This window comes from Bradyrhizobium sp. AT1, assembly GCF_001590795.1.
In the GTDB taxonomy this organism is placed as follows: Bacteria; Pseudomonadota; Alphaproteobacteria; order Rhizobiales; family Xanthobacteraceae; genus Bradyrhizobium.
Window position 1 is genome coordinate 1,225,895 of the sequence record NZ_JXDL01000001.1, and the last position, 22,846, is coordinate 1,248,740.

General features: G+C 64.6%; 23 protein-coding genes and 1 pseudogene. 8 read left to right on the forward strand and 16 right to left on the reverse strand.

The genetic code is table 11. The annotated features are described in order from the left end of the window. Positions 1–57: 57 nt before the first annotated feature. The 4 genes from SE92_RS05780 (at position 58) to SE92_RS35640 (ending at position 3,609) form a co-directional block, all read left to right on the forward strand. Complete coding sequence (locus tag SE92_RS05780; RefSeq protein ID WP_063203363.1) at positions 58–876, forward strand: chromate resistance protein ChrB domain-containing protein; 819 nt, start codon at positions 58–60, stop codon at positions 874–876. Next, on the forward strand, positions 876–2,261 hold the full coding sequence (gene chrA, locus SE92_RS05785; RefSeq protein WP_063194868.1) for a chromate efflux transporter: 1,386 nt from the start codon (positions 876–878) through the stop codon (positions 2,259–2,261). Before SE92_RS05780 ends, chrA begins: the two co-directional genes overlap by 1 nt. Positions 2,262–2,639: 378 nt before the next feature. Continuing rightward, positions 2,640–3,197 carry a hypothetical protein gene (locus tag SE92_RS05790; RefSeq protein WP_157095161.1) on the forward strand — a complete coding sequence of 186 codons (558 nt, stop codon included), beginning with the start codon at positions 2,640–2,642 and terminating at the stop codon, positions 3,195–3,197. Positions 3,198–3,204: 7 nt separating this feature from the next. Further along, complete coding sequence (locus SE92_RS35640; protein ID WP_063194870.1) at positions 3,205–3,609, forward strand: hypothetical protein; 405 nt, start codon at positions 3,205–3,207, stop codon at positions 3,607–3,609. A 1,233-nt stretch (positions 3,610–4,842) separates the two neighbouring features. On the opposite strand, the gene SE92_RS05800 is transcribed toward SE92_RS35640, so the two are convergent. The 4 genes from SE92_RS05800 to recO all read right to left on the reverse strand — a co-directional run bounded on the left by SE92_RS05800 (position 4,843) and on the right by recO (position 10,127). Beyond that, positions 4,843–6,387 (reverse strand): GMC family oxidoreductase, encoded by a 1,545-nt coding sequence (locus SE92_RS05800; RefSeq protein ID WP_063194871.1) that lies wholly within the window; start codon positions 6,385–6,387, stop codon positions 4,843–4,845. A gap of 292 nt (positions 6,388–6,679) precedes the next feature. Beyond that, a complete protein-coding gene (gene parC / locus SE92_RS05805) occupies positions 6,680–8,938 on the reverse strand; it encodes a DNA topoisomerase IV subunit A (protein ID WP_063194872.1) in 2,259 nt (752 codons plus the stop codon). Between the two features lie 60 nt (positions 8,939–8,998). After that, a complete protein-coding gene (locus SE92_RS05810; RefSeq protein WP_063194873.1) occupies positions 8,999–9,274 on the reverse strand; it encodes a hypothetical protein in 276 nt (91 codons plus the stop codon). A 100-nt stretch (positions 9,275–9,374) separates the two neighbouring features. Beyond that, positions 9,375–10,127 (reverse strand): DNA repair protein RecO, encoded by a 753-nt coding sequence (gene recO, locus SE92_RS05815; protein ID WP_063194874.1) that lies wholly within the window; start codon positions 10,125–10,127, stop codon positions 9,375–9,377. Between the two features lie 58 nt (positions 10,128–10,185). On the opposite strand from recO, the gene SE92_RS05820 reads away from it, so the two are divergent. Next, positions 10,186–10,500: a hypothetical protein gene (locus SE92_RS05820; protein WP_063194875.1), complete on the forward strand. Its 315-nt coding sequence runs from the start codon at positions 10,186–10,188 to the stop codon at positions 10,498–10,500. 10 nt (positions 10,501–10,510) lie between these two features. Here SE92_RS05820 and SE92_RS05825 read toward each other — a convergent pair whose 3' ends face one another. The 8 genes from SE92_RS05825 to rpoZ all read right to left on the reverse strand — a co-directional run bounded on the left by SE92_RS05825 (position 10,511) and on the right by rpoZ (position 17,876). After that, positions 10,511–10,891: a hypothetical protein gene (locus SE92_RS05825; RefSeq protein ID WP_063194876.1), complete on the reverse strand. Its 381-nt coding sequence runs from the start codon at positions 10,889–10,891 to the stop codon at positions 10,511–10,513. A gap of 21 nt (positions 10,892–10,912) precedes the next feature. Next, positions 10,913–11,839: a GTPase Era gene (gene era / locus SE92_RS05830; RefSeq protein ID WP_063194877.1), complete on the reverse strand. Its 927-nt coding sequence runs from the start codon at positions 11,837–11,839 to the stop codon at positions 10,913–10,915. Beyond that, on the reverse strand, positions 11,829–12,707 hold the full coding sequence (gene rnc, locus SE92_RS05835) for a ribonuclease III (protein WP_063194878.1): 879 nt from the start codon (positions 12,705–12,707) through the stop codon (positions 11,829–11,831). The genes era and rnc overlap by 11 nt, the downstream gene beginning before the upstream one ends. Then, the gene (gene lepB, locus SE92_RS05840) at positions 12,704–13,468 is read right to left on the reverse strand and encodes a signal peptidase I (protein ID WP_063194879.1); all 765 of its coding nucleotides are present in this window, start codon (positions 13,466–13,468) and stop codon (positions 12,704–12,706) included. The genes rnc and lepB overlap by 4 nt, the downstream gene beginning before the upstream one ends. Before the next feature lie 249 nt (positions 13,469–13,717). Further along, entirely contained in the window at positions 13,718–14,137 is a 420-nt protein-coding gene (gene acpS, locus SE92_RS05845; RefSeq protein ID WP_063194880.1) for a holo-ACP synthase, read from the reverse strand. After that, positions 14,134–14,886: a pyridoxine 5'-phosphate synthase gene (locus SE92_RS05850; RefSeq protein WP_063194881.1), complete on the reverse strand. Its 753-nt coding sequence runs from the start codon at positions 14,884–14,886 to the stop codon at positions 14,134–14,136. The genes acpS and SE92_RS05850 overlap by 4 nt, the downstream gene beginning before the upstream one ends. A gap of 107 nt (positions 14,887–14,993) precedes the next feature. After that, positions 14,994–17,279 (reverse strand): RelA/SpoT family protein, encoded by a 2,286-nt coding sequence (locus tag SE92_RS05855; protein WP_063194882.1) that lies wholly within the window; start codon positions 17,277–17,279, stop codon positions 14,994–14,996. Positions 17,280–17,483: 204 nt separating this feature from the next. Then, positions 17,484–17,876, reverse strand: coding sequence for a DNA-directed RNA polymerase subunit omega (gene rpoZ, locus SE92_RS05860; RefSeq protein ID WP_007603391.1), 393 nt, complete (start codon positions 17,874–17,876; stop codon positions 17,484–17,486). Positions 17,877–18,206: 330 nt separating this feature from the next. On the opposite strand from rpoZ, the gene SE92_RS05865 reads away from it, so the two are divergent. Beyond that, on the forward strand, positions 18,207–18,851 hold the full coding sequence (locus SE92_RS05865) for a LabA-like NYN domain-containing protein (RefSeq protein WP_063194883.1): 645 nt from the start codon (positions 18,207–18,209) through the stop codon (positions 18,849–18,851). Then, the gene (locus tag SE92_RS05870) at positions 18,832–19,506 is read left to right on the forward strand and encodes a uracil-DNA glycosylase (RefSeq protein ID WP_063194884.1); all 675 of its coding nucleotides are present in this window, start codon (positions 18,832–18,834) and stop codon (positions 19,504–19,506) included. The genes SE92_RS05865 and SE92_RS05870 overlap by 20 nt, the downstream gene beginning before the upstream one ends. Positions 19,507–19,515: 9 nt before the next feature. On the opposite strand, the gene SE92_RS05875 is transcribed toward SE92_RS05870, so the two are convergent. From SE92_RS05875 to dapA, 4 genes are read right to left on the reverse strand one after another with little or no spacing between them, the layout of a single operon-like run. Further along, positions 19,516–20,097: a peroxiredoxin gene (locus SE92_RS05875; protein ID WP_063194885.1), complete on the reverse strand. Its 582-nt coding sequence runs from the start codon at positions 20,095–20,097 to the stop codon at positions 19,516–19,518. A gap of 4 nt (positions 20,098–20,101) precedes the next feature. Further along, a complete protein-coding gene (gene smpB, locus SE92_RS05880; RefSeq protein WP_027530006.1) occupies positions 20,102–20,575 on the reverse strand; it encodes an SsrA-binding protein SmpB in 474 nt (157 codons plus the stop codon). Positions 20,576–20,634: 59 nt separating this feature from the next. Further along, entirely contained in the window at positions 20,635–21,075 is a 441-nt protein-coding gene (gene mscL / locus SE92_RS05885; protein ID WP_283806756.1) for a large conductance mechanosensitive channel protein MscL, read from the reverse strand. 26 nt (positions 21,076–21,101) lie between these two features. After that, positions 21,102–21,992, reverse strand: a complete 891-nt coding sequence (gene dapA, locus SE92_RS05890; protein ID WP_063194886.1) for a 4-hydroxy-tetrahydrodipicolinate synthase — start codon at positions 21,990–21,992, stop codon at positions 21,102–21,104. Between the two features lie 279 nt (positions 21,993–22,271). Between dapA and SE92_RS05895 the strand changes: the two are divergent. Continuing rightward, positions 22,272–22,846 (forward strand): annotated as a pseudogene (locus SE92_RS05895) (lytic transglycosylase domain-containing protein); the annotation flags it as partial.

A 22,846-nucleotide genomic window follows, 5' to 3' on the forward strand; every position in this document is an offset into this window, starting at 1 on the left:
CCCACGAGGCGACATGCCTAAGTATCGCGTCCCGTCTGATTCATGCGAGGACGCATCATGCCTACGTTCACGACCATATCATCCGATAAATTGGCGCGCCTGATCGGCACGGCCAATACTCCTGTCCTGATCGACGTCCGTACCGAGGAGGATTTCGCCGCCGACCGGCGGTTGATTCCCGGCTCGATCAAGCTCAGCCACGAGACCGTCGCGGAATGGGGCGGCGCCCTTGCCGGTCGCCGCGCGGTCGTCTCTTGCCTGCGCGGCGCCAAGCTGGCGCAGGGCACGGCCGCCTGGCTGAGGCAGCTCGGCGCCGAAGCCGAAACCCTGGAAGATGGCTTCGAGGGCTGGAAAGCGGCCAAGCTGCCGCTGGTCGACGCCCGCAAGCTGCCGCCGCGCGATGCCAAGGGACGCACTGTCTGGGTGACGCGGGCGCGGCCCAAGGTCGACCGCATCGCCTGCCCCTGGCTGATCCGCCGCTTCGTCGACCCGGGCGCGGTGTTCCTGTTCGTGGCGCCGTCCGAGGTGATCGCCGTCGGCGAGCGCTTCAATGCAGCGCCCTTCGACATCGAGAACGTGTTCTGGAGTCACCGCGGCGAGCTCTGCACCTTCGACGTGATGATCGAGGAGTTCGGCATCGCCACCCCGGCCCTGCTCCGGCTCGCGACGCTGGTGCGCGGCGCCGACACCGCGCGGCCGGACCTCGCGCCCGAGGCACCGGGCCTGCTCGCAGCCTCGCTCGGGCTGTCGCGGATGTATGACACCGACCTCGAACAGCTCGAGGCCGGCATGACGCTCTACGATGCCTTCTACCGCTGGTGCCGCGATGCGACGGCCGAGACCCACAACTGGCCGACCAACAAGGTGAAGGCGTAATGGACATTCGTAACGTTCGAGCAGGAGCTGATGCCGGTCACGGCATCAGCTTCAACGAAGCCTTTCGCGTCTGGCTTCGCGTCGCCTGTCTCAGTTTCGGCGGCCCCGCGGGCCAGATCGCGGTGATGCATCGCATCCTGGTCGAGGAGAAGAAGTGGATCTCCGAAGGCCGCTTCCTGCATGCGCTGAACTATTGCATGCTGCTGCCGGGCCCGGAGGCGCAGCAGCTCGCGACCTATGTCGGCTGGCTGATGCATCGCACCGCCGGCGGGCTGATGGCGGGCGGGCTGTTCATCCTGCCCGGCATCATCGCCATCATGGGCCTCAGCTACATCTACGCGGCTTTCGGCAATGTCAGCTTCGTCGAGGCGCTGTTCTTCGGCCTGAAGGCTGCCGTGCTCGCCATCGTTGTCGAGGCCGTGGTGCGCGTCGGCAAGCGCGCGTTGAAGAGCCGCATCATGATTGCGCTCGCAGCCATCGCCTTCGTCGCGATCTTCTTCTTCGCGGTGCCCTTCCCGATCATCATCATCGCCGCCGGCCTGATCGGATATGTCGGCGCGCGCAGCGGCCGCCCCGAATTTGCCCCGGCCGGTCACGGCCATGGCGGCAGCGGCGCTGCGATCGACAGCATGCTTGGTGAGGCCGTGCCCGACCACGTCAAGCCCGACACCGCGCGCGGGATCCGCGTCGGTGCGCTGTGGCTGGCGCTCTGGCTGGTGCCTGTCATCGCGCTGCTCGCCGCCTTGGGTCAGGCTAACGTGTTCAGCCAGATCGCACTGTTCTTCTCGAAGATGGCGCTGGTCACCTTCGGCGGCGCCTATGCGGTGCTGGCCTATGTCGCCCAGCAGGCGGTCGAGCATTATCACTGGCTGAAGCCGCACGAGATGCTCGACGGCCTCGGCATGGCCGAGACCACGCCGGGCCCCCTCATCATGGTGCTGCAGTTCGTGGGCTTCATGGCGGCCTATCGCGATCCGAGCGGGCTGTCTCCGATGCTCGCGGCGACCCTTGGCGGCCTGCTCGCGACCTGGGTCACCTTCACGCCCTGCTTCCTCTGGATATTCGTCGGCGCGCCCTATATCGAGCGCCTGCGCGGCAACACCGGCCTTGCCGGCGCGCTCAGCGCGATCACCGCCGCGGTGGTCGGTGTGATCCTCAACCTCTCGATCTGGTTCGCCCTGCACACCCTGTTTCGCGAAACCGTGCCGGTGCACGCGTTCCCGCTGAACTTCGACAGGCCGGTGCTGACCAGCGTCGACGTGCCGGCGCTGGTGCTGTCGATCGCGGCGGCGACGGCGATCTTCCGGTTCAAGCTGGGGATGCTGACCGTGCTGGCGGGCAGCTGCGCGGCAGGCGTGGCGCTCAGGTTGGCGGGGGTCATCTAGCACACCGTGACGCGCCGCGTCCGGATTGCCATCGAGACGTTGCAGCGACAGCACCTCATGGCGGCCTTGGGCCACAAGAGATCGCGCGACACGGGCCTGGTCGGCGAAGAGCTCGGCTGCGAGGACCGGCAGTGCGTCATGTCAATCGGCATCAGCCCGAACGGGTGAGCCCGGATTAAGCTTCACGCAGCAAACGTGACGCGGCTTCAAGATGGGAGCTGCGGAAAGCCTCCCTCGCGTCATTTCCTCATTCCATCGGAGGACGCTGTTGCCACTTGTGTGCGCGGCGTCACGGATAGGCGCGTCAGGTCCGGCTATCACTCATCCTACGGCGACAATCTGGTGCAAACAAACAGGTGGACCATGACGAAGACGGCGATGATCACGAAGACGGCGGCGGCGATGGTTTTGATGAGTGTAGCGGCTGGTGTCACTAGCAACGCAGCACAGGCCGGCTGGGGTCCGAACGGACAGTACGGCAATGCGTCCCAGACCCGCCCTCAAATCGGTCCGCACTTCGGTGGATATGGCGGAAACGGCGGCCAGCGCCCCGTCGTCGTCGTGCCCGGCCCTCGGCCGGTGCAGCCCCAGGTCGTCGTCTATCCGCGCCCGGCGCCTCCTCCGGTCTATGTGCCGTCGCCGGTCGTCGTCCGACCGGTGCCGGTCGTTGTGAACAGGCCCGTGTATATCCCGACCGCGCCGGTGGTAAAGGAGACAGTCGTCGTTCAGCGACCCGCTACCGTGGTTGCAAGCACGCCAGCGCCCGCCGTAGCGGCAGCCCCTGCTCCGGTCGTCAACAACAATTGCAACTGCCTTGTGAAGGAATATCCGCAAGCCGGCGTCGTGGTGTTTCGGGATATCTGCACCAAGGAGAGCGCAACCTACACAAACCTGCCGCAGCAGACCTCGCAGGCCGTACTACCGCCGACCCAATAATCCGCGAATGCCTGGAATCGACGACGAGCGCGGCAACATTGTTGTCGCGTTCGAATACTCTCTGCAGGCCGCTCCCCACGGGCTGACGAGCGTAGCGCTGGTGCTGTCGATCGCGGCGGCGAAGGCGATCTTCCGCTTCAAGCTGGGGATGCTGACCGCGCTGGCGGGCAGCCGCGCGGCGGGCGTGGCGCTAAAGGTTGGCGGAGGTGATCTAGGATCTATCCTCACGTGTACGATTAAGTGCTCATTTGGACGTCTTGCGCGCCTCGTCTCGCGCCAGCCGCTCCGCTCTAAGACGCTTGTGGTTTTCATGAAACTGCGGATCGGCTTGGCTATCCGCGATGGTCTGCCGCGCTGCGTTCGGGTTTTGCGCCTTGCGGTCGGCCTCATCGGCGATCTGCTGCTCGGCTGAGCGTTTTTTGGTCATGACTGGGTCCTTGCACCCGTAGATTGACGCGGCGAGAGTTAGGGAATGGCCCCCAAGTGTTGATCACCCCGTTTGCCGTGAGAGCTTCGGCCGGCAGCGAGAGTCGCGGCTTCGGGCGAGGGAACTCGGATCGCAAAAGGACAAACAGACGTTCACCCGAGCCATAAGTCCAGACGGACGCGATGGCCGGACGGGTCTCATCTCACTTGGCGTAGCCCTGCGATCGGAGCCAAGAAATCCGACGCTCTCCGTTCATCCAATCGTCGATTTCGGCTTTGCTCGCGAAGCCGGTTATTTCTCGGGGTTCTGAGCCTGGATACTCGGCGATGATGACCCAGTCGCCCTCGGACTTGCGAAGTGGTTTGAAGCTCACTCTTATTTTTGCCATGCCGAACTATGGACGAAAGCGGGCAAAAAGGAAACCTCGTCGAGCCATTTTGAGCAATTTGCTGCCCGGCTGCCGAAACGCGACCCCTGTGCCGTCGGGCAAAACAACCCGGTCATTGCGACGACGCCGCCTGTCAAGCCCAGCCTCGTAAAATATTCCACTTTACCGAAATTCGGATTTGTCGTACAAGCAAAACACCCTGGCCCGAGACAAGGGGCGGATCGCGATCGTCACGAACCGCGGGCTGGGCAGCGATGGACGCGACGGCGTCGGCGCGAGCGACATTGCAGGGCGGGACACCGTGAGCAATGGCTTGCCGCGCACACGACACGGTGCCGACAGCGTCTTCGCATGGCTTCGGGGGCGAGCACACGCCACCCCTCGGAGCGACATGCGAGGACGTGCGCGGACGGAGAAGTCGTGTGGTCCCGACGCCCGCGGTTCTGGCGTCAAGCCTCGCGGTGATGCGGCGGCCGACCGGCACGCGCATCGATCAGCCGCAAGGCGATGGGGGCAATAGTGCAACGCTCCCCAAGGAGAGCACGAAGGACACCGTTAAAACCATCGCGCAGGGAAGGCCGGGCGACCGGCACACCTGTGGTCCACCCCGTGTGCGTTCTTTACGCCCACGGACCTGCGGGTGCCGCCGGCGCCCGGCCTTCCCTGCGCCCTTGTCATTCGGGCGCGGCACATGACGCAAAACTCGGGCGAGACGCGCCGCGGGAAGGTCAACGTGCGTCTGCTGGCTTGATGTGAATTGGAGAACGACGCCCTCGCCCTTTGCTCCGTCATTGCGAGAGCCGCGGGCCACGACCACCGTCGTTGTCGCACTACCGCATCATCATCCGCGCGATCGCTTCCCCGATCACCACCGTGGTGAAATGCGTGTTGGCGCGACAGTCCGACGGCATGATCGAGGCGTCGGCGACGCGCAAGGCGGCGATGCCCTTCACGGTGCCGTCAGGGTTGACCACGCCATTGGCATCATCGACGCCGCTCATGCGGCAGCTGCCGGCGGCGTGCTGGATGTCGCCGGTCTCACGGCGCAGCACGGCGTCGAGCTCGTGATCCGGCAGCTTGGCCGCCTGCGGCAGCGTCAGATCGGTGTCGGCGAGCCGGATCCAGTCGGCGATGCCGGACAGCGCCGGCTGCGAGGTGATCACGGCGAGCCGCCTCACCGCATCCATCATGCGCAGCATGTCGCGGGGATCGGCCAGCATGTTCTCCTCGACGATGGGATCGATCGTGGGATCGGTCGAGGCGAGTTTGAGCGTGCCGCGCGAATAGGCATTGAACAGCCCGGCGCCGATCGCCCCGGAGTTACCGATGCCGCGATGATTGAACGCGATCAGGATCATGTCGCGCTTGCCGCCATCGGCGAGGCCCGAGGAATAGGTCACGCAGCAATTGGTATGGCGCGTGTCCGGATCGGTCGGCCGCAAATTTTCGTGGAGCTGGATGGTGGCGCGAAACAATGGGTGGTCGAAGTAATGCCTGCCGACCGGCAGATCGCGCGCGACCGCGATCCCCATTGCCTTCAACTCCTCGGCAGGGCCAATGCCCGAGCGCAGCAGAATCGCCGGACTGTGGATCGCGCCGGCGCACAGCACGATCTGGCGCGCGCTGATCTCCTGGGTGCCCTGCCCCTCGATATGGACACGGACGCCAGTCGCCCTGCCGTCGCTGACCAGGACTCGATCGACCAGCGCACAGCCCCGGATCTCCAAATTGGCACGGCCGCGCGCCGGCTCGAGATAGGCCTCGTTGGTGCTGATGCGGCGCAAGTCGCGGCTGTTGATGGGATAGCAGGCAACGCCCTCGCCGTCGGGGCCATTGAGATCGACGCACCAGGGATAGCCGCTCGCCAGCGCCGCATCGCGCAAGCCGCGATCGATAGGACCCCATTTGTCCGGAGCTGCGCGATAGACCGGCAGCGGTCCGCCGCGGCCGTGACCTGCGGCGTCGCCGAACTCAAAATCATCCTCGATCACGGAGAACAGGGGCATCACATCCTTCGCCGACCAGCCGGTGCAGCCATTGGCGGCCCATTCGTCGAAGGCATCGGCAACGCCGCGGATCGCGATCTGGCCGTTCATCATCGACGAGCCGCCAAGCCCCTTGCCGCGCCAGTAGAAGCGCGGCTCCTGCCCCGCCACCCGGCGCGACAGAAGGTCGGGCCACTGCCATTTCTCCTGGTACTCGCGCTTGTGGATGATCGGGATCGGGTTCGGCGTCCGCACCTCCCACGGCGCCTCATCGGCGCGCCAGTCGAGCCCGGCTTCCAGCAGCAGCACGCGGCGCGCGGGATCCTCGGACAGCCGTGCCGCAACAGCAGCGCCGGCGGAGCCGCCGCCGACAACAATGACATCGTACATCGGGTTTATTCTCGACATTCCAGACCACCGGCGTCGCGAACGGTATCAGAGCGTACTGCGCGGTGGAATGCGAATTGGAAGGTGATGCTGTCGCATTCGGTCGAGGAAGATGTGCACGACACGTACTCTCGTGCCCCGGACGCAGCGCAACGCTCTCCCGGCGATGCGAAGCATCGTCCGGTCAGCGGTGCGCTGCAGAGCCGGGGGTCATGTCTCCGAGCAAGCGGTGCCGCGTGGGTCCCGGCTCTGCGCAGCAGCGTTGCACGCTGCAGCGCGTCCGGGACACAGGCCCCTACCCGATCACCCGCCCGAACTTGTTCGACTTCGGGAAACCCTTCGGCGGCAGGCGGCCGGCATCGGCGCGAGTCCCTTGCCACTCGCTGAGCTCCTTCATGGTCGCGGAGAATTCGCGGCCTGCGGAGTCCTTCCAGGTCAGGCCGGCCTTGGCCTCGAACACGGCGATATCCGAGAGGCCGCCATCCTTGTACTTCTGCAGGCGCACGCCGCGCCCGCGCGCCATCTCCGGCACCTGGTCGAGCGGGAAGACCAGCATCTTGCGGTTCTCGCCGATGACGGCGACGGTATCGCCGAGCACTTCAGTGATCGCGCGCGCCTCGTTCGGCATGTCGACGTTGAGGACCTGCTTGCCCTTCTTGGTGGTGCCGACGCAATCGTCCTCGCTCACGACAAAGCCCTGGCCCTCGGTGCTCGCAACCAGGAATTTGCGCCCGCCCTTGTTGACGAACAACGCGACGGGCGCCGCCTCCTGTTCGAGGTCGATGAACAGGCGGATCGGCTCGCCGTGGCCGCGGCCGCCCGGGAGCTTGGCGACGTCGAGCGTGTAGAACTTGCCGTTGGTGGCGAACAGCAGCAGCTTCGAGGTGGTCTCGGCGAAGAACGCAAAGCCGAGCTTGTCGTCCTGCTTGAAGGCGAGCCCCGAGAGATCCTCGACATGGCCCTTCATGGTGCGGATCCAGCCCTTGTCGGAGACGACGACCGTCACCGGCTCGCGCTCGACCAGGGCTTCCTCCATCGCGGCGAGATCATGCTCGGGCGCATCCGCAAAGGTGGTGCGGCGCTTGCCGAGCGGCGTCTTCGGCCCGAACATGTCGCGGACCTTGGCGACCTGCTCGCCGACCTTCTTCCATTGTTCGGGCTCGGAGGCGAGCAGCCCCTGGAGGCCCTTCAGCTCCTTGCGCAGATCCTTGTCCTCGGTGCGGATCTCCATTTCCTCGAGCTTGCGCAAGGAACGCAGGCGCATGTTGAGGATGGCTTCGGCCTGCACCTCGGTGAGCTTGAACGCCTTGATCAGCGCCGGCTTGGGCTCGTCCTCGGTGCGGATGATCCGGATCACCTCGTCGATATTCAGATAGGCGATCAGCAAGCCGCCGAGGATTTCGAGCCGGCGCTCGATCTCGGCCTTGCGGTAGTTGCTGCGGCGGATCAGGACGTCGCGCAGATGGTCGAGCCATTCGCGCAGGCACTCCGCGAGCCCCACCACCTTGGGCACCTTGCCCTTGATCAGAACGTTCAGGTTCAGCGGAATCTTGTTTTCGAGCTCGGTCAGCCGGAACAGCGATTCCATCATCAAGGCGGGATCGACGTTCTTCGACTTCGGCTCGATCACGATGCGGACGTCTTCGGCCGACTCGTCCCTGATGTCGCCGACCAGCGGCAGCTTCTTCTGGTCGAGCAGTTCGGCGACCTTCTCGATCAGCCGCGACTTCTGCACCAGGAAGGGAATCTCGGTGACGACGACGACCCAGGTGCCGCGCGCGCCCTCCTCCTGCGACCAGCGCGCGCGAACGCGGAACGAGCCGCGGCCGGTGGTGTAGGCTTCGGCAATGGCCTGCTTGGAATCGACGCAGATGCCGCCGGTCGGGAAGTCCGGGCCCTTCACCCACTTCATCAGCGCCCTGGATTTGGCGTCCGGCTTCTCGATCAGATGCAGCGCGGCGTCGCACAGCTCGGCCGCGTTGTGCGGCGGGATAGAGGTCGCCATGCCAACGGCGATGCCCTGCGCGCCGTTGGCGAGCAGGTTCGGGAAGCCGCCGGGCAGCACGACCGGCTCCTTCGACTGTCCGTCGTAATTGGGGCGGAACTCGACGCCGTCCTCGTCGATGCCTTCGAGCAGAAGCCGCGCGACGTCGGTCATGCGCGCTTCGGTGTAGCGGTAGGCGGCCGGGTTATCGCCGTCGATATTGCCGAAATTGCCCTGGCCGTCGACCAGCGGGTAGCGCGAGGAGAAATCCTGCGCGAGGCGGACCATGGCATCGTAGATCGCCTGGTCGCCATGCGGATGGAACGAGCCCATCACGTCGCCGACGATCTTGGCGGATTTCTTGAAGGCCGTGCCGGGGTCGAGCCTCAGCAGGCGCATGCCGTAGAGGATGCGGCGATGAACCGGCTTCAAGCCGTCGCGCGCATCGGGCAGCGCGCGGTGCATGATGGTGGAGAGCGCATAGGCGAGATAACGCTCTTCCAGCGCTTCTCGCAGCGGCACTTCGTGGATTTCGGCCGGCTCTTGCGGCGGAATCAATCGTTTTCCCATGCCGCCCGGTTAAACCGTGGAAGCGAATCGGGCAAGGATGGATTGGTTCCCTGCGGGCCGCTAGTGGCCGGCCCAGCCGGCCGTCACGGTCGGGGTCTGGGCCTGGGCGGGTGCCGGCGCATTGGTCAGGCAACGCCGGGCGGCCTCGATCTCGGCATCCGTCGCGCCCTTCGATCGGGCCCATGTCTCTGCGGCCGCAGCGGAATATCTGGCCACATAGTACCGCACCACGGTGCAGGAGGCGCGTCGAAACGCGCCCGGCTGCGGCTCGCCGGCCATGGCATCAGGCGCAAACGTGAGCAGCGCCGCGGACAAGGCGAATCCCCTGATCAACATTTAGGCTGTCCCCGTTGTGGAACCTCAGGGCGAACTCGACCGAGCCGAATTCGTTCCGGGGGAACGCCATGCTGCGGGACAAGGCTGAGTCCCGCTCGGCTCATGGCGCCGGGATCGCCGCCCTCGCCTGCTGCCGGATCAGAGCGTTGATAAAGCCGGCACGCGCGTCGGAATGGCCCTGCCCGCGCGGCTCCAGCACATGGCGCAAGAGGAACAGGCCTGTGAGCCGAAAGCCGTCCTGCAGATCCTGCTCGGTGAGATCGCGGGCGACTTCGCCATGACGCAGGAACGGCGGCAGTCGCAACAGGCGGTCACGCCACGGCTCGCCGGCGCCGCGCGACACCGCGCCGCCGGATTTCGGCGAGACGTAGATCAAGTCGGTGGTCTCGCCAGTCACCGCACAATTTTCCAGCGCCAGCCCGAAGCCGAGCTCGGCCAGCATCGCCAGCTCGAAATGGATGACGTGCACGGCCGCGCCGCCGATATCGTCGAAATCGTCGAGCGAATGCTCGAGCAGCGCAAATATGTCCTCGTGCGGATCGCGCTCGGGCAAGAGCCGCGCGATCGAAGCCAGATGGGTGACGCCGTAGACCCCATGAGAGGATCCCAGCAGCGTCGCCGCTCGCAGCTTCAATCCCTCGATCGCATAGGTGCCGAGATGCTCGTCGAGCCGCGCCCGCCACACCGCGCTGACACTGTTGCCCGGCTGCAAAAGCGGCCGCAGCCGCGAGCTGGCACCGCCGCGGACAAGGCCGAGATGCCGGCCATGCGCGCGCGTCAAGAGCTCCACGATGGCGCTGGATTCGCCATGCCGCCGCACACCCAGCACGATGCCTTCGTCGGTCCATTCCATGTGTTAATTATAGCGCCATATGCTTTGATGCAGAAGATCAGACACCACCTGGATCACAATGGACATTATTGCCCTTCTGTTTCTCTCAATCCTCGAGTTGGTCGTCTGGCTGCTGTGGTGGGCAATCTTCGACGCATTGCCGGCCATTTTCTATTTCACAGCACTCGCGTTGCTGTTCGCCGTCACCCTCGGCAAGGTCACCGTCGAATTCCCGAAAGTCATGACCAGTATAAGCTGGACCGGCTTCCTTCAGATCACGCGATCTGCAGAAGGCCGAGTGATCCTGTCTCCGGCGCTCGGCGTCGTCACCGGATTCGTTATCTGGGCCATCGTCGTGAGCGCGGCGATCATCGCCTACTCCTACCGATCCTAGCAGCACGCCTTCACGCGTTGAACCAGCCCTGCGCGTCGCCGGTGAAGGAGAAATACAGGCCCATCGTCGTCAGCGCGCACGACACGATCTCGATGGCGCTGTCGAGCTCCATGCCCCTCTCGCCGATGATCTGGCCGAGCGAGATCACCGTCAGGACGAGGGCTGCCGCCAGCACCCAGCGCGGCCAGTTCTTGCGATGATGCGCGGCCAGCCTGACGAAATAGACCAGGAGCAGGATCATGCCGCCGGCGAGCAAGGTCGCCGTCATGATCATCTGCTCGGTCATCTCGGCATTGGGCGTGCGGTCCTGCACCGCAACGGACAAGGCGTCCAGCATCAACGATGCATAGAGCAGCGCTTCGAAGCGCCGGACGTTGCTGGGCACGCTCATCGGATACCGATCTGTTCTCGATTATTCCTTGGGGAAGTCCAGACCCATCTCGCGATAGCGATCGGGATCGTCGCCCCAGTTCTCGCGCACCTTGACGAACAGGAACAGATGCACCGGCACGTCCAGGATCTGCATCAGCTCCTTGCGCGAGTCCGCGCCGATCGACTTGATGGTGGCGCCGCCCTTGCCGAGCACGATCTTGCGCTGGCTTTCGCGCTCCACGAAGATCGTCTGCTCGATCCGCACCGACTTGTCCTTGCGCTCCTCCCACTTCTCGGTCTCGACCGTGGACTGATAGGGCAATTCCTGGTGCAGCTTCTGATAGATTTTCTCGCGCGTGATCTCCGCCGCCAGCTGCCGCATCGGCGCGTCGGACATCTGGTCCTCGGGGTAGAGGTACGGACCCGGCGGCACCATTTCCGCAAGCGTCTTGCGGAGGTCGTCGACGCCGTCACCGGAAATCGCCGCGATCATGAAGGTCCGCGCGAACTTCATGCGCTCGTTGGCGGCCTGCGCCAGCGCCAAGAGCTTCTCACGCTGGACCAGATCGACCTTGTTGATGACGAGGATCTTCTCGTGATTGACGCTGGCAGCCTTGGTGAGGATCGCCTCGGCCTCCTCGTCGATGCCTGTTTTGGCATCGAGCAGCACGCAGACGAGATCGGCATCATGCGCTCCGCTCCAGGCGGTCGAAACCATGGCGCGGTCGAGCCTCCGCTTCGGCAGGAAGATGCCGGGCGTGTCGACCAGGATGATCTGCGCGTTGTTCTCGATCACGATGCCGCGGATCAGCGCGCGCGTGGTCTGCACCTTGCGCGAGACGATCGTGACCTTGGCCCCGACCAGCGCATTGACCAGCGTGGACTTGCCGACATTCGGCGCACCGATCAGCGCAACGAAGCCGCAGCGCGTTGCCGTCGGCGTCTCGCCGCTTGCTTCAACCGTCATTGCCGCCGCCAACACCTTCACGCGCGATCATCACTGAAGCTGCCACCTTCTCCGCTGCGCGCTTGCTGCCGCCGATGCCTTCCGCCGGCGCGAGCCCCGGCAGATCGACGGCGACGCGGAATTGCGGATCGTGGTGCGGACCGGTGCGCTCGACCTCGCGGTAAACCGGCGTCGGCAGCCCCTTTCCTTGCGCCCATTCCTGCAGCACAGTCTTGGGATCGCGCAAGGGACGGCGCGGCTTGTGCATGCGCTCGGTCCAGTTACGTTTGACGAACTCGGACGCCGCCGCGTAGCCGCCGTCGAGGAAGACGGCCCCGATCACGGCCTCGCAGATGTCGCCGAGGATGGATTTGCGCAGGCGAGCGTCGGCGCTGGAGCCGACCGAGCCGAGCTTGATGTCGTCGAGCAGTCCGAGCGACTTGGCGACGTCGGCGCAGCTTTCCTTGCGCACGAGCTCGGCAAGACGCTTGGACAGCTCGCCCTCATCAGCGTTCGGGAAGGCGTGATAGAGCATGTCGGAGACGACGAGCCCGAGCACGTGGTCGCCGAGGAATTCCAACCGCTGATAGCTGTCGCCGCGCTTGCGCCCGGACTTCAGCGCCGAGACGTGCGTGATCGCCTGCATCAGCATGTTCGGGTCAGTGAAGCTGTAGCCGATGCGCGCCTCGAGCGCCGCGTTGGCATCGGTGGCCTTGGCCTTGCTCCGCGTCCGCTTCTTCTTCGCGGGCGCCTTGGTCTCGGAAGTCTTGACGTCAGGAGTCTTGGTTTCAGGAGACTTGGTCGCAAGGCTCTTGGTCGCAGCTTCGCCGTCGGGGCCCGCCTGGGCCTCGGTCGGTTCGATCGCGATGTCCTTGGCTTCGTCTTTCATCGGACGATTTTGAAGAAGCGATTCCAGCGCACCGACCACGGCCAGCGCCAGAACATCCAGGCATGCTCGCCTTCGGCGATGGAGAAGAAGATCATCTGGGCGCGGCCGATCAGATTCTCCTGCGGCACATAGCCGACCTGGCCGAGAAAGCGGCTATCGGTGGAATTGTCGCGGTTGTCGCCCATCATGAAGAAATGGCCTGATGGCACGGTGTAGACGTTGGTATTGTCGACATAGCCGTTGTCGGCGCAGTCCAGCGTCTCGTAGGACACGCCGTTCGGCAGCGTTTCCTTCCAGCGCTTCACCCGGGAGATGCCGCCGCCTTCCGAGCCGCAAGGCTCCTCACCGACGTACTCGCTCATCCGCTGACGCTCGACCGGCGTGTCGTTGATGTAGAGCAGCCCGTCCCGCATCTGGATGCGGTCGCCGGGAAGGCCGATCACGCGCTTGATGTAATCGGTGGAATCGTCCTTCGGCAGGCGGAACACGACGATGTCGCCGCGTTGCGGATCCGAGCCCCAGATCCGCCCGGAGAACAGTGGCGGCGACAACGGAATCGAATAATGGCTATAGCCGTAGGAATATTTCGAGACGAACAGATAGTCGCCGACCAGCAGCGTCGCCTTCATCGACCCCGACGGGATGTTGAAAGGCTGGAACAGGAAGGTGCGGATCACCAGCGCGATCAGGAGAGCGTGGATCACGACCCGGATCGTTTCGCCGACGCCGCTCTCAGTTTTCGTTCCTGAAGTCACGCTCATTGCTCTCTCAATTCCGGCCGGCGATCACAGAGCGCCCTCCTCCCGCGAACGGCCCACCGGTTCGCGGCGCAAGGAGATTGTCCTGATTCTGATAGTGAGGGCCAATTCCGGCGTAAAGCCGAACTTACCCAAGCTGATTTGCGTCCGCGGACTTTTAGACGGTTGTCGGAGGCCACGCAATCAAGGATCGCATGAAAACTTCATAAGATATTGATTTATAACACAAATCATAAAATTCCCGCCGGCCGGTCAGGGTCTCGGCAGCGGCACGGCCGAAATGATGACGAAAGCCTGCGCCAGCGGCCAGTCGTCGGTAATCGACAGGTCGATCCGGGTCTCGAACCCCTCGGGTGTCAGGGCCTGAAGCCGGGCCAGGGCGCCGCCGGTCAGTTGCATGGTCGGCCGCCCACCCGGCAGGTTGACCACCCCCATGTCGCGCCACCACACCCCGCGCCGGATGCCGGTGCCGAGCGCCTTGGAGCAGGCTTCCTTCGCGGCGAAGCGTTTGGCGTAGGTCGCCACCACCATCTTCTCGTTCTTGGCGCGACGCTCCGCCTTGGCCCGCTCCGCCGCAGTGAAGATACGGTCGAGGAAGCGCTCGCCGTGGCGTTCGATCACCTTGGCGACCCGGGTGATGTCGATCAGGTCGGAGCCGATGCCGATGATCATGCCCGGCTCCGTCCGCGGTCCATCGCCGCGCGCATGCTGCGCACTGTCTCGGCGAGACCGACGAACAGCGCTTCGCCGATCATGTAATAGCCGATGTTCAGCTCCATGATCTCAGGCAGGGCCGCGATCGTCTCCGCGGTCGCATAATCGAGCCCGTGGCCGGCATGAACCTCCAGCCCGGCCGCCTTGGCGAGCTTCACGCCCGTCACGATCCGCTTCCACTCAGCCTCGGCCTTGTCGGTGTGGCCGTCCGTGACGGCGTCGCACCAGGCGCCGGTATGGATCTCGATCACCGGTGCGCGCAGCCGCGCCGCCATCTCGATCTGGGCGGGATCGGCGGCGATGAACAGGGAGACGCGGATACCGGCATCGTTCAGCCGCGCGATATAGGGCGCCAGCGCGTTGTGCTGGCCGACCACGTCCAGCCCGCCTTCGGTGGTCACCTCCTGGCGCCGCTCCGGCACCAGGCATACCGCGTGCGGTTTGGTGGCGAGCGAGATGCGCATCATGTCGTCGGTCGCCGCCATCTCGAAATTGAGCGGCTTGGAGATCTCGGCCTTCAGCCGCGCCATGTCCTCGTCGCGGATGTGGCGGCGATCCTCGCGCAAATGGGCGGTGATGCCGTCGGCGCCCGACTCGATCGCCAGCAGGGCGGCGCGCACCGGATCGGGATGGCGACCACCGCGCGCGTTACGCACGGTTGCGACGTGATCGATATTGACGCCGAGGCGGAGCTTCGAAGCGGGCATTTCAGGACTCACGAAATGAGATTTCACCTGTCATGCGCGGGCTCGACCCGCGCATCCATCTTCTTTGAAGAGATGGGTTGCCGGGTCAAGCCCGGCAACGACGAGCATCATCCGTTAACACGTTCGACTTTGGCGACGACCGCCTTGGCGCGCAGCTGTGCCAGGATCGCGCTGAGGTGCTTCAGATCGTAGACTTCCAGATCGATCGTCGTCTCCGTGAAGTCCGGCGAACGGCGCTGCATGCTGATGTTGTCGATGTTGCCGTCGTGCTCGGCGATCACGGTCGCGATCTGCGCGAGCGCGCCCGGCTCGTTGACGTTCTCGACCCTGATGCGGGCCGGGAAGCGCTGCGGCGCGGAGTCCTCGATGTCCCAGCGGACGTCGAGCCAGCGCTCCGGCTCCTCCTCGAAATCCTTCAGGGCCGGCGCCTGGATCGGGTAGATCGTGATGCCCTCGCCCGGCGTGACGATGCCGACGATGCGGTCCCCCGGCACCGCGCCGCCGTTCGGCGCGAACTTGATCGGCAGGTCGGAATTGATGCCGCGGATCGGAATCGCGACCGGGCTGCGCGGCGGCTCCGACGACTTCTCCTTGAGCTTGGCGGCGAGACCCTTCTTGACGCCGTAGCGCGCGATGCGCTCCTCCTTGTAATCGGGATACATCGCACGCGCGACGTGGGAGGCCTTGATCTCGCCGCGCCCCACGGCCGCCATCACGTCCTCGATCGAGGTGCGCGCGAGCCGCGGCAGCGCACCCTTGAGCTTGTCGTCGGCATATTCGATCTTGGCGCGCTCGAACAGGCGCTCCACGATGCGCCGGCCGAGACCGGCATATTGATCGCGCACCGCGGTGCGCGTGGCACGGCGGATCGCGGCGCGCGCCTTGCCGGTAACCGCAAGCGTCTCCCAGGCCGAAGGCGGCGCCGATTGCGCTTCCGAGGTCAGCACCTCGACTTCGTCGCCGTTCTGCAGCTCCGAGGACAGCGGCGCGAACTGGCCGTTGATCTTGCAGCCGACCGCGCTGTTGCCGACATCGGTATGCACGGCATAGGCGAAGTCGATCACATTGGCATGGCGCGGCAGCGCGATCAGCTTGCCCTTCGGGGTGAAGCAGAACACCTGGTCGTGGAACAGCTCGAGCTTGGTGTGCTCGAGGAATTCCTCCGGATTGGCGCTCTCCGAGAGGATGCCGATGGTGTGGCGCAGCCAGGCGAACGCGTTGGACTCGCGCTTGAGGAATTCGGTCGGCGACCCCACGCCCTCCTTGTAGAAGACGTGCGCGGCGATGCCACGCTCGGCGATCTGGTCCATCGCCTCGGTGCGGATCTGCAGCTCGACGCGCTGGTTGCCGGGGCCGATCACCGTGGTGTGGATCGAGCGGTAGTCGTTCTGCTTCGGTGTCGAGATGTAGTCCTTGAAGCGCCCCGGCACGACCGGCCAGGTGGTGTGGACGATACCGAGCGCGCGGTAGCAGGCCTCGATGTCGTTGACGACGAGCCGGAAGCCGAAGATGTCGGACAATTGCTCGAAGCCGACCGACTTGCGCTCCATCTTGGTCCAGATCGAGAACGGCTTCTTGCGACGGCCATAGACCCGCGCGCCGAGGCCCCGGTGGCGCAAATTATTGGACAACTGGTCCTCGATCTCGCCGATCAGATTACGGTTGCGCTCGGCGAGCGCGTCGAGGCGCTGCATCACGACCGAATAGGCTTCGGGATCGAGGGTGCGGAAGGACAGATCCTCCAACTCCTCGCGCATTTCCTGCATGCCCATGCGCCCCGCCAGCGGCGCATAGATATCGAGCGTCTCCTCGGCGATGCGCCGGCGCGATTCCGTCGGCACGAAGTCGAGCGTGCGCATGTTGTGCAGACGGTCGGCGAGCTTGACCAGGAGCACGCGGACATCATCGGCAATGGCCAGCAACAATTTGCGCAGATTCTCGGCCTGCTTGGCCTCCCGCGACACCAGCTCGAGCCGCTTCAGCTTGGTCAGGCCCTCGACCAGCGCGCCGATCTCGGGTCCGAAAATCTGGTCGATCTCGGCCCGCGTCGCCTCGGTATCCTCGATCGTGTCGTGCAGCAGCGCGGCCACGATGGTGGCGTCGTCGAGCTTCAGGTCGGTGAGAATCGCCGCCACTTCGAGCGGATGCGAGAAATACGGATCGCCCGAGGCGCGGGTCTGCGAGCCGTGCGCCTTCATGGCATAGACATAGGCGCGGTTCAGCAGGTCTTCGTTGGTGTTGGGATTGTAGGACCTGACGCGCTCGACGAGGTCATATTGACGCATCATGCGCGCGCGGGGCTTGGCCGGGCGCGCGACCGGCGCAGTCGGGGCCACGGCAACCGATTCGGTTGCGGCCTGCATCTGCGTGGATCTGCGGCGCTGATATACCATGCCGTCCTGCCTTCAAACGAGCCTGGGCTAGCCCGCTGTATACATCTTAGCTCCGATCGCGCGTGTGTCCGATCAATTCGGTGACAGGACGCAGCCGATCGACAACGCTATGGTAACCACGAAAACGTCAACAAAAGCAAAGGCCCGAACAACGGTTCGGGCCTTTGATAAGATCACAAGAAGTCGAGGATCGCGACGGACGAGTTACTCGTCTTCCTCGGGCTGCTCCTCGGGCGGCGCGAGGCCTTCGAGACCCTTCAGGAGCTCCTCTTCGGTCATGCGCTCGACGGCGACTTCGGTGTCGTCCGCATCGACGCTCGCACCCGCGGAACCGATCAGCGGGACCGTATCCGGCTCGGGCTCGTCGACCTCGACGAACTTCTGGAGCGAGTGCACCAGCTCCTCGCGGAGATCCTCCGGCGAAATGGTCGTCTCGGCAATTTCGCGCAAAGACACAACTGGGTTCTTGTCGTTATCGCGGTCAACCGTTAGTTGTGAACCGGACGAAATCATGCGGGCTCGGTGGGCGGCCAGCAGGACCAAGTCAAACCGGTTGTCGACCTTGTCGATACAATCTTCTACGGTGACGCGAGCCATGGACTGTCGCTCCGTTGTGGGTGGGACGAAATATGTGGATGATTGGGGCTAGTTATAGGGGCTGGGCCGGTTTCGCAAGGCTAATTTGTGATTTGGCCTCGCCAAACGGCTCTGCTACCCCCACATTGGGGCTGGGATGGGTGGTTTCCCGGGCTGTCATCGAGGGCAGCGCCGGGGTTATGAAAGTCCGCCATAACTATACCTTGATTGCCCCGACTTCTCCGGATTTGCGGTTTCGACGGGTCTTAGCGGCACTGTAGAAATGCGCGGCCTGCTGTCGCCGCGCCAACAATAAAACGATCAATCACGAACACTACGCGAGCAAACTGAATGTCACCTTCCTCTACCGACAAGATCGCGCTCTTCATCGACGGAGCCAATCTCTACGCGACGGCGAAAACTCTCGGCTTCGACATCGACTACAAGCGCCTGCTGAAGGAATTTCAGAGCCGCGGGACGTTGTTGCGGGCGTTCTACTACACCGCGATCATTGAGGATCAGGAATACTCCTCGATCCGCCCGCTGATCGACTGGCTCGACTACAACGGCTACACTGTCGTCACCAAGGCGACCAAGGAATTCATCGACGCCTCCGGCCGCCGCAAGGTCAAGGGCAACATGGACATCGAGCTCGCCGTGGATGCCATGGAGCTCGCCGAGCACATCGACCAGATGGTGCTGTTCTCGGGCGACGGCGATTTCCGCTCCCTGGTAGAGGCCGTGCAGCGCCGCGGCGTACGGGTCACCGTGATCTCCACCATCGCCAGCCAGCCGCCGATGATCGCCGACGAGCTGCGCCGCCAGGCCGACGTCTTCACCGACCTCGTCGAGCTGCAATCCAAGCTCGGCCGCGATCCGTCCGAACGCCCCGCCCCGCGTGACCGCGGCGAGCGTGGCGAACGCCACCACGCCCCGCAATTCCTCCAGCGCGCAACCACGATGGCGCCGAGGGGCGATGACGACTTCGAGGAGTGAGGCGGCCCGGTCAAGCCGCCAGCCTTCCACCGTCGTTCCCGACCGCGATTGTCCGCTCTGTCCGCGTCTGGTCGCCTTTCGCGAGGCGAACCGGGCGCGTGAGCCGTTGTGGCACAATGCGCCGGTCGCGCCCTTCGGCGACATCAAGGCGCGGCTCTTGATCGTCGGCCTCGCGCCGGGGATGCAGGGCGCCAACCGCACGGGGCGGCCGTTCACCGGCGATTATGCCGGCGACCTGCTCTACGCCACGCTGCTCGAATACGGGTTCGCCAAGGGCACCTATCAGGCCCGGCCCGATGACGGCCTGAAGCTGGTCGACTGCCGGATCGCCAATGCCGTGCATTGCGTGCCGCCGCAGAACAAGCCGCTGCCGGTCGAGATCAACACCTGCCGGCAGTTTCTGGTCGCGAATCTCGAGACGATGCCGAAGCTGCGCGCGATCCTCGCGCTCGGGCGAATTGCGCACGACAGCGTGCTCAAGCCGCTGAAGCTGAAGGCTTCTCAAGCCCCCTTCGGCCACGGCGCCGTGCATCAGGCCGGCGCGTTCAAGCTTTACGACAGCTATCATTGCTCGCGCTACAACACGAACACCGGCGTGCTGACGGCAGACATGTTCCGCTCGGTGTTCGCCAAGGTGAAGGCGGACCTCGACTAGCGCCTCGGTTCAGGCTTTGACCGGATTGGCCTTCAGCCAGTCCAGCACGTCGCCGGCGTTCCGGTCGGGCGGAAACACGGGATAGAAGACGTGCGTGATCCTGCTGTCGTCGATAACAAGCGCAAGGCGCTTGATCAGGGTCAGGCCGGCGACCTGCATCGTCGGCAAGTTCAGGGCGCGCGTCAGCGCCAGCTTCTCGTCTGACAGCACGGGGAACGGCAGATGCAGCCGCGAGGCCATCTCGGTCTGGTATTCGTTGCTCTGGGTCGAGAGGCCGAACACCTGGGCGGCGCCGGCGGCCTTCAGCTCGGCGAACAGATCGCGAAACGCACAGGTCTGCGGCGTGCAGCCGCGCGCACCGGGAATCATGTCCCAATCGTCGACCAGCGCGATCTTGCCGGGCTCGCCCGTGCGCGGATAGGCGAACACCACGGTGCGGCCCCGCAGCGCCGACAGTGTGACTGACGTGTCGTTGGTTGCGAGCAGGCCGATCGACGGCAGCGACATGCCCTTGAGATGAGCGGCGCCGCCGTCATCTTCCGGCGCTGGAATCCGGGTCCAATCGACCTCGAGCAGGTTTCGCTGGATCATCCCGTCAGCCCCTCGCCCGCATCAAGCGGCCCTTCTCCCGGCTCCAATCGCGCTTCTTCTCGGTCTCGCGCTTGTCGTGCAGCTTCTTGCCCTTTGCAACCGCGAGCTGCAATTTGGCGCGCCCACGCTCGTTGAAATAGAGCTTGAGCGGGATCAGCGTCATGCCCTCGCGATCGACGGCGCCCATCAGCTTGTTGATCTGCCGGCGGTGCAGCAGCAGTTTACGCGGCCGCTTCGGCTCGTGATTGAAGCGATTTCCTTGCAGATATTCGGGAATGGTGGCGTTGATCAGCCAGATCTCGCCATCCTTGGAATCGGCGTAGGATTCCGCAATCGTGCTCTTGCCGTTGCGGATCGACTTGACCTCGGTTCCGGTCAGCGCAATGCCCGCCTCGATCGTGTCCTCGATCGCATAGTTGAAGCGGGCCTTGCGATTTTCCGCCATGACCTTGATTGGACGTTCGTTTTTATCGGCCATGGCAGACAAACCTGATCGAGATGCGCACGTAAGCTAACAGTTCGGATGAAGCGCGCGCGTCACTTCTTGAGGAGATCGCGGATCTCGGTGAGAAGCTCGACCTCGGCCGACGGCTTCGGCGGCGCGGCGGGCGCGGCCTCCTCCTTGCGCTTCAAGGTGTTCATGGCGCGGATCACCAGGAACAACACGAAGGCGATGATGACGAAGTTGATCGTCAGCGTCAGGAAGCTGCCGTAAGCAAGTACGGCGCCTTGCTTTTTCGCATCAGCCAAGTTGGTGGCTGTGACCGCCTTCGACAAGGGGACGAAGTAGTTCGAGAAGTCCAGGCCGCCGGTGACCGCGCCGATGATCGGCATGATGATGTCACCGACCAGCGACGTGACGATGGCGCCGAAGGCCGCGCCGATGATGACGCCGACCGCGAGATCGACGACGTTGCCCTTCATGGCGAATTCGCGGAATTCCTTGAGCATGCGCGTGCCCTTTTCGTCGACGCTCATGAACGGCTCCCCGCAAAACTGGCGCGTCAGTTGATCAGGCCAGCGTGCACCATGGCGCTGCGGACCGCAACGCGGGTCGGCTCGGAAACCGGCACCATCGGCAGCCGCAGCGTCTCTTCCAGCTTGCCGAGCAGCGACATCGCATATTTGATCGGCGCCGGATTGCTCTCGATGAAGAGGTTGTTGTGCAGCGGCATCAGCTTGTCGTGGATGGCGAGCGCCGCCTTGGTGTCGCCCTTCGCCCAGGCGACGTGGAACTCCGAGCACAGGCGCGGCGCGACGTTCGAGGTCACCGAGATGCAGCCATGGCCGCCATGGGCCATGTAGCCGATGATGGTGGCGTCCTCGCCCGAGAGCTGGTTGAACTCCTCGCCCATCGCCGCGCGCTGCTGCGACACGCGCACCATGCTGGCGGTGGCGTCCTTGACGCCAGCGATGTTCTTCAGCTCCCACAACCGCTTCATGGTGTCGACCGACATGTCGATCACCGAGCGCGGCGGGATGTTGTAGATGATGATGGGAATCCCGATCGCGTCGTTGATCGCCTTGAAGTGCTGGTACATGCCTTCCTGGGTCGGCTTGTTGTAGTAGGGCGTCACCACCAGCACGGCGTCCGCGCCCGCCTTCTCGGCGTGCTGGGAAAGCTCGATCGCCTCCTTGGTCGAGTTGGAGCCCGCCCCGGCGATCACAGGCACACGGCCCTTGGCTTCAGCGATGCACCATTCGACCACCTTCTTGTGCTCGTCATGGCTGAGCGTCGGGCTCTCGCCGGTGGTGCCGACCGGGACCAGGCCGTTGGTGCCCTCTGAAATCTGCCAGTTGACCAGCGAGCGGAACGCCGCCTCGTCCAGCGAGCCGTTCTTGAACGGCGTGACCAAGGCGGTGAACGACCCCCGGAATTTCGTCTTGGCTGCCATGGACTTCCTCCGTACGCGGCTATCTCTCGAGCAAGCGCCATTCATATCGGGTCTATCCCGCCGGTAAAAGGCCCGCTTCCGTGTGACGCACCGTTTAGGCCGCGATTTTGCCGCGGTGGTGGTGCAAATCGGCCCCAGGTAAGCGGCTGTTGGTATTTTGTCCGCATATTCAATCAAATACAGCTAGATCTTGAGCCACTTGACTGATTCGGGGCGACGAAACCCGTGACCTCATTCCCTCGTGCCGCTTGGCGGTCCACCGGCCTGGTCGTTTGCCTGATGGCAGGGCTGTCGGTCGGCTGCGCCGCCCTCGCCAAGTCCAACGAGACGCCGGCGGAGACTGCCAAGGGCACCGCAAAGCCAGCCGCCGCCAAAGACGCTGCAAAGGACGCGGCAAAGGGCTCGTCCAAGGGAACCGGCAAAGACGCAGCGAAGGGCGCGAGCAAAGGCGCCGCGGCCGCTCCGGCCAAAGACGCAAAGAAACCGGCCAAGGGAGCAGGCAAGGAAACCGGCAAGGATTCCGGCAAAGAGACCGGCAAGAACGCCGCCACCAAGGACAAGCCGAAGCCAGCGGCAGCGGCGCCTGCGCCGAAGTCGCATCCGGCCGCCAGCGCTTCGCCACCGAAAGCGGCGCCCGCGCCGGCGGCGACGGCCACCGTCAGACCCGCTGCTCCTGCTCCGAAGCCCGTCGCGGCTCCTGTGCTGGCGCCGGCGACGCGCCAGCATGCCGCGCCGCGCAAGCCGGTGGTCCCGGCCGCAGTCGCTGCGACGTCGTCGACGTCGCAAGGCGACAAGGAGACCCTGGAGAGCGTCATCGAGCTGGTGCGCAAGCGCAAGGCGGCTGACGCCACCAA

What these genes read in the sequence shown, in the direction of transcription:
- SE92_RS05780 (WP_063203363.1), top strand. Translation starts at nt 58, where the DNA reads ATGCCTACGTTCACGACCATATCATCCGATAAATTGGCGCGCCTGATC.
- chrA (WP_063194868.1), top strand. Translation starts at nt 876, where the DNA reads ATGGACATTCGTAACGTTCGAGCAGGAGCTGATGCCGGTCACGGCATC.
- SE92_RS05790 (WP_157095161.1), top strand. Translation starts at nt 2,640, where the DNA reads ATGATCACGAAGACGGCGGCGGCGATGGTTTTGATGAGTGTAGCGGCT.
- SE92_RS35640 (WP_063194870.1), top strand. Translation starts at nt 3,205, where the DNA reads ATGCCTGGAATCGACGACGAGCGCGGCAACATTGTTGTCGCGTTCGAA.
- SE92_RS05800 (WP_063194871.1), bottom strand. Translation starts at nt 6,387, where the DNA reads ATGTACGATGTCATTGTTGTCGGCGGCGGCTCCGCCGGCGCTGCTGTT.
- parC (WP_063194872.1), bottom strand. Translation starts at nt 8,938, where the DNA reads ATGGGAAAACGATTGATTCCGCCGCAAGAGCCGGCCGAAATCCACGAA.
- SE92_RS05810 (WP_063194873.1), bottom strand. Translation starts at nt 9,274, where the DNA reads ATGTTGATCAGGGGATTCGCCTTGTCCGCGGCGCTGCTCACGTTTGCG.
- recO (WP_063194874.1), bottom strand. Translation starts at nt 10,127, where the DNA reads ATGGAATGGACCGACGAAGGCATCGTGCTGGGTGTGCGGCGGCATGGC.
- SE92_RS05820 (WP_063194875.1), top strand. Translation starts at nt 10,186, where the DNA reads ATGGACATTATTGCCCTTCTGTTTCTCTCAATCCTCGAGTTGGTCGTC.
- SE92_RS05825 (WP_063194876.1), bottom strand. Translation starts at nt 10,891, where the DNA reads ATGAGCGTGCCCAGCAACGTCCGGCGCTTCGAAGCGCTGCTCTATGCA.
- era (WP_063194877.1), bottom strand. Translation starts at nt 11,839, where the DNA reads ATGACGGTTGAAGCAAGCGGCGAGACGCCGACGGCAACGCGCTGCGGC.
- rnc (WP_063194878.1), bottom strand. Translation starts at nt 12,707, where the DNA reads ATGAAAGACGAAGCCAAGGACATCGCGATCGAACCGACCGAGGCCCAG.
- lepB (WP_063194879.1), bottom strand. Translation starts at nt 13,468, where the DNA reads ATGAGCGTGACTTCAGGAACGAAAACTGAGAGCGGCGTCGGCGAAACG.
- acpS (WP_063194880.1), bottom strand. Translation starts at nt 14,137, where the DNA reads ATGATCATCGGCATCGGCTCCGACCTGATCGACATCACCCGGGTCGCC.
- SE92_RS05850 (WP_063194881.1), bottom strand. Translation starts at nt 14,886, where the DNA reads ATGCCCGCTTCGAAGCTCCGCCTCGGCGTCAATATCGATCACGTCGCA.
- SE92_RS05855 (WP_063194882.1), bottom strand. Translation starts at nt 17,279, where the DNA reads ATGGTATATCAGCGCCGCAGATCCACGCAGATGCAGGCCGCAACCGAA.
- rpoZ (WP_007603391.1), bottom strand. Translation starts at nt 17,876, where the DNA reads ATGGCTCGCGTCACCGTAGAAGATTGTATCGACAAGGTCGACAACCGG.
- SE92_RS05865 (WP_063194883.1), top strand. Translation starts at nt 18,207, where the DNA reads ATGTCACCTTCCTCTACCGACAAGATCGCGCTCTTCATCGACGGAGCC.
- SE92_RS05870 (WP_063194884.1), top strand. Translation starts at nt 18,832, where the DNA reads ATGACGACTTCGAGGAGTGAGGCGGCCCGGTCAAGCCGCCAGCCTTCC.
- SE92_RS05875 (WP_063194885.1), bottom strand. Translation starts at nt 20,097, where the DNA reads ATGATCCAGCGAAACCTGCTCGAGGTCGATTGGACCCGGATTCCAGCG.
- smpB (WP_027530006.1), bottom strand. Translation starts at nt 20,575, where the DNA reads ATGGCCGATAAAAACGAACGTCCAATCAAGGTCATGGCGGAAAATCGC.
- mscL (WP_283806756.1), bottom strand. Translation starts at nt 21,075, where the DNA reads ATGAGCGTCGACGAAAAGGGCACGCGCATGCTCAAGGAATTCCGCGAA.
- dapA (WP_063194886.1), bottom strand. Translation starts at nt 21,992, where the DNA reads ATGGCAGCCAAGACGAAATTCCGGGGGTCGTTCACCGCCTTGGTCACG.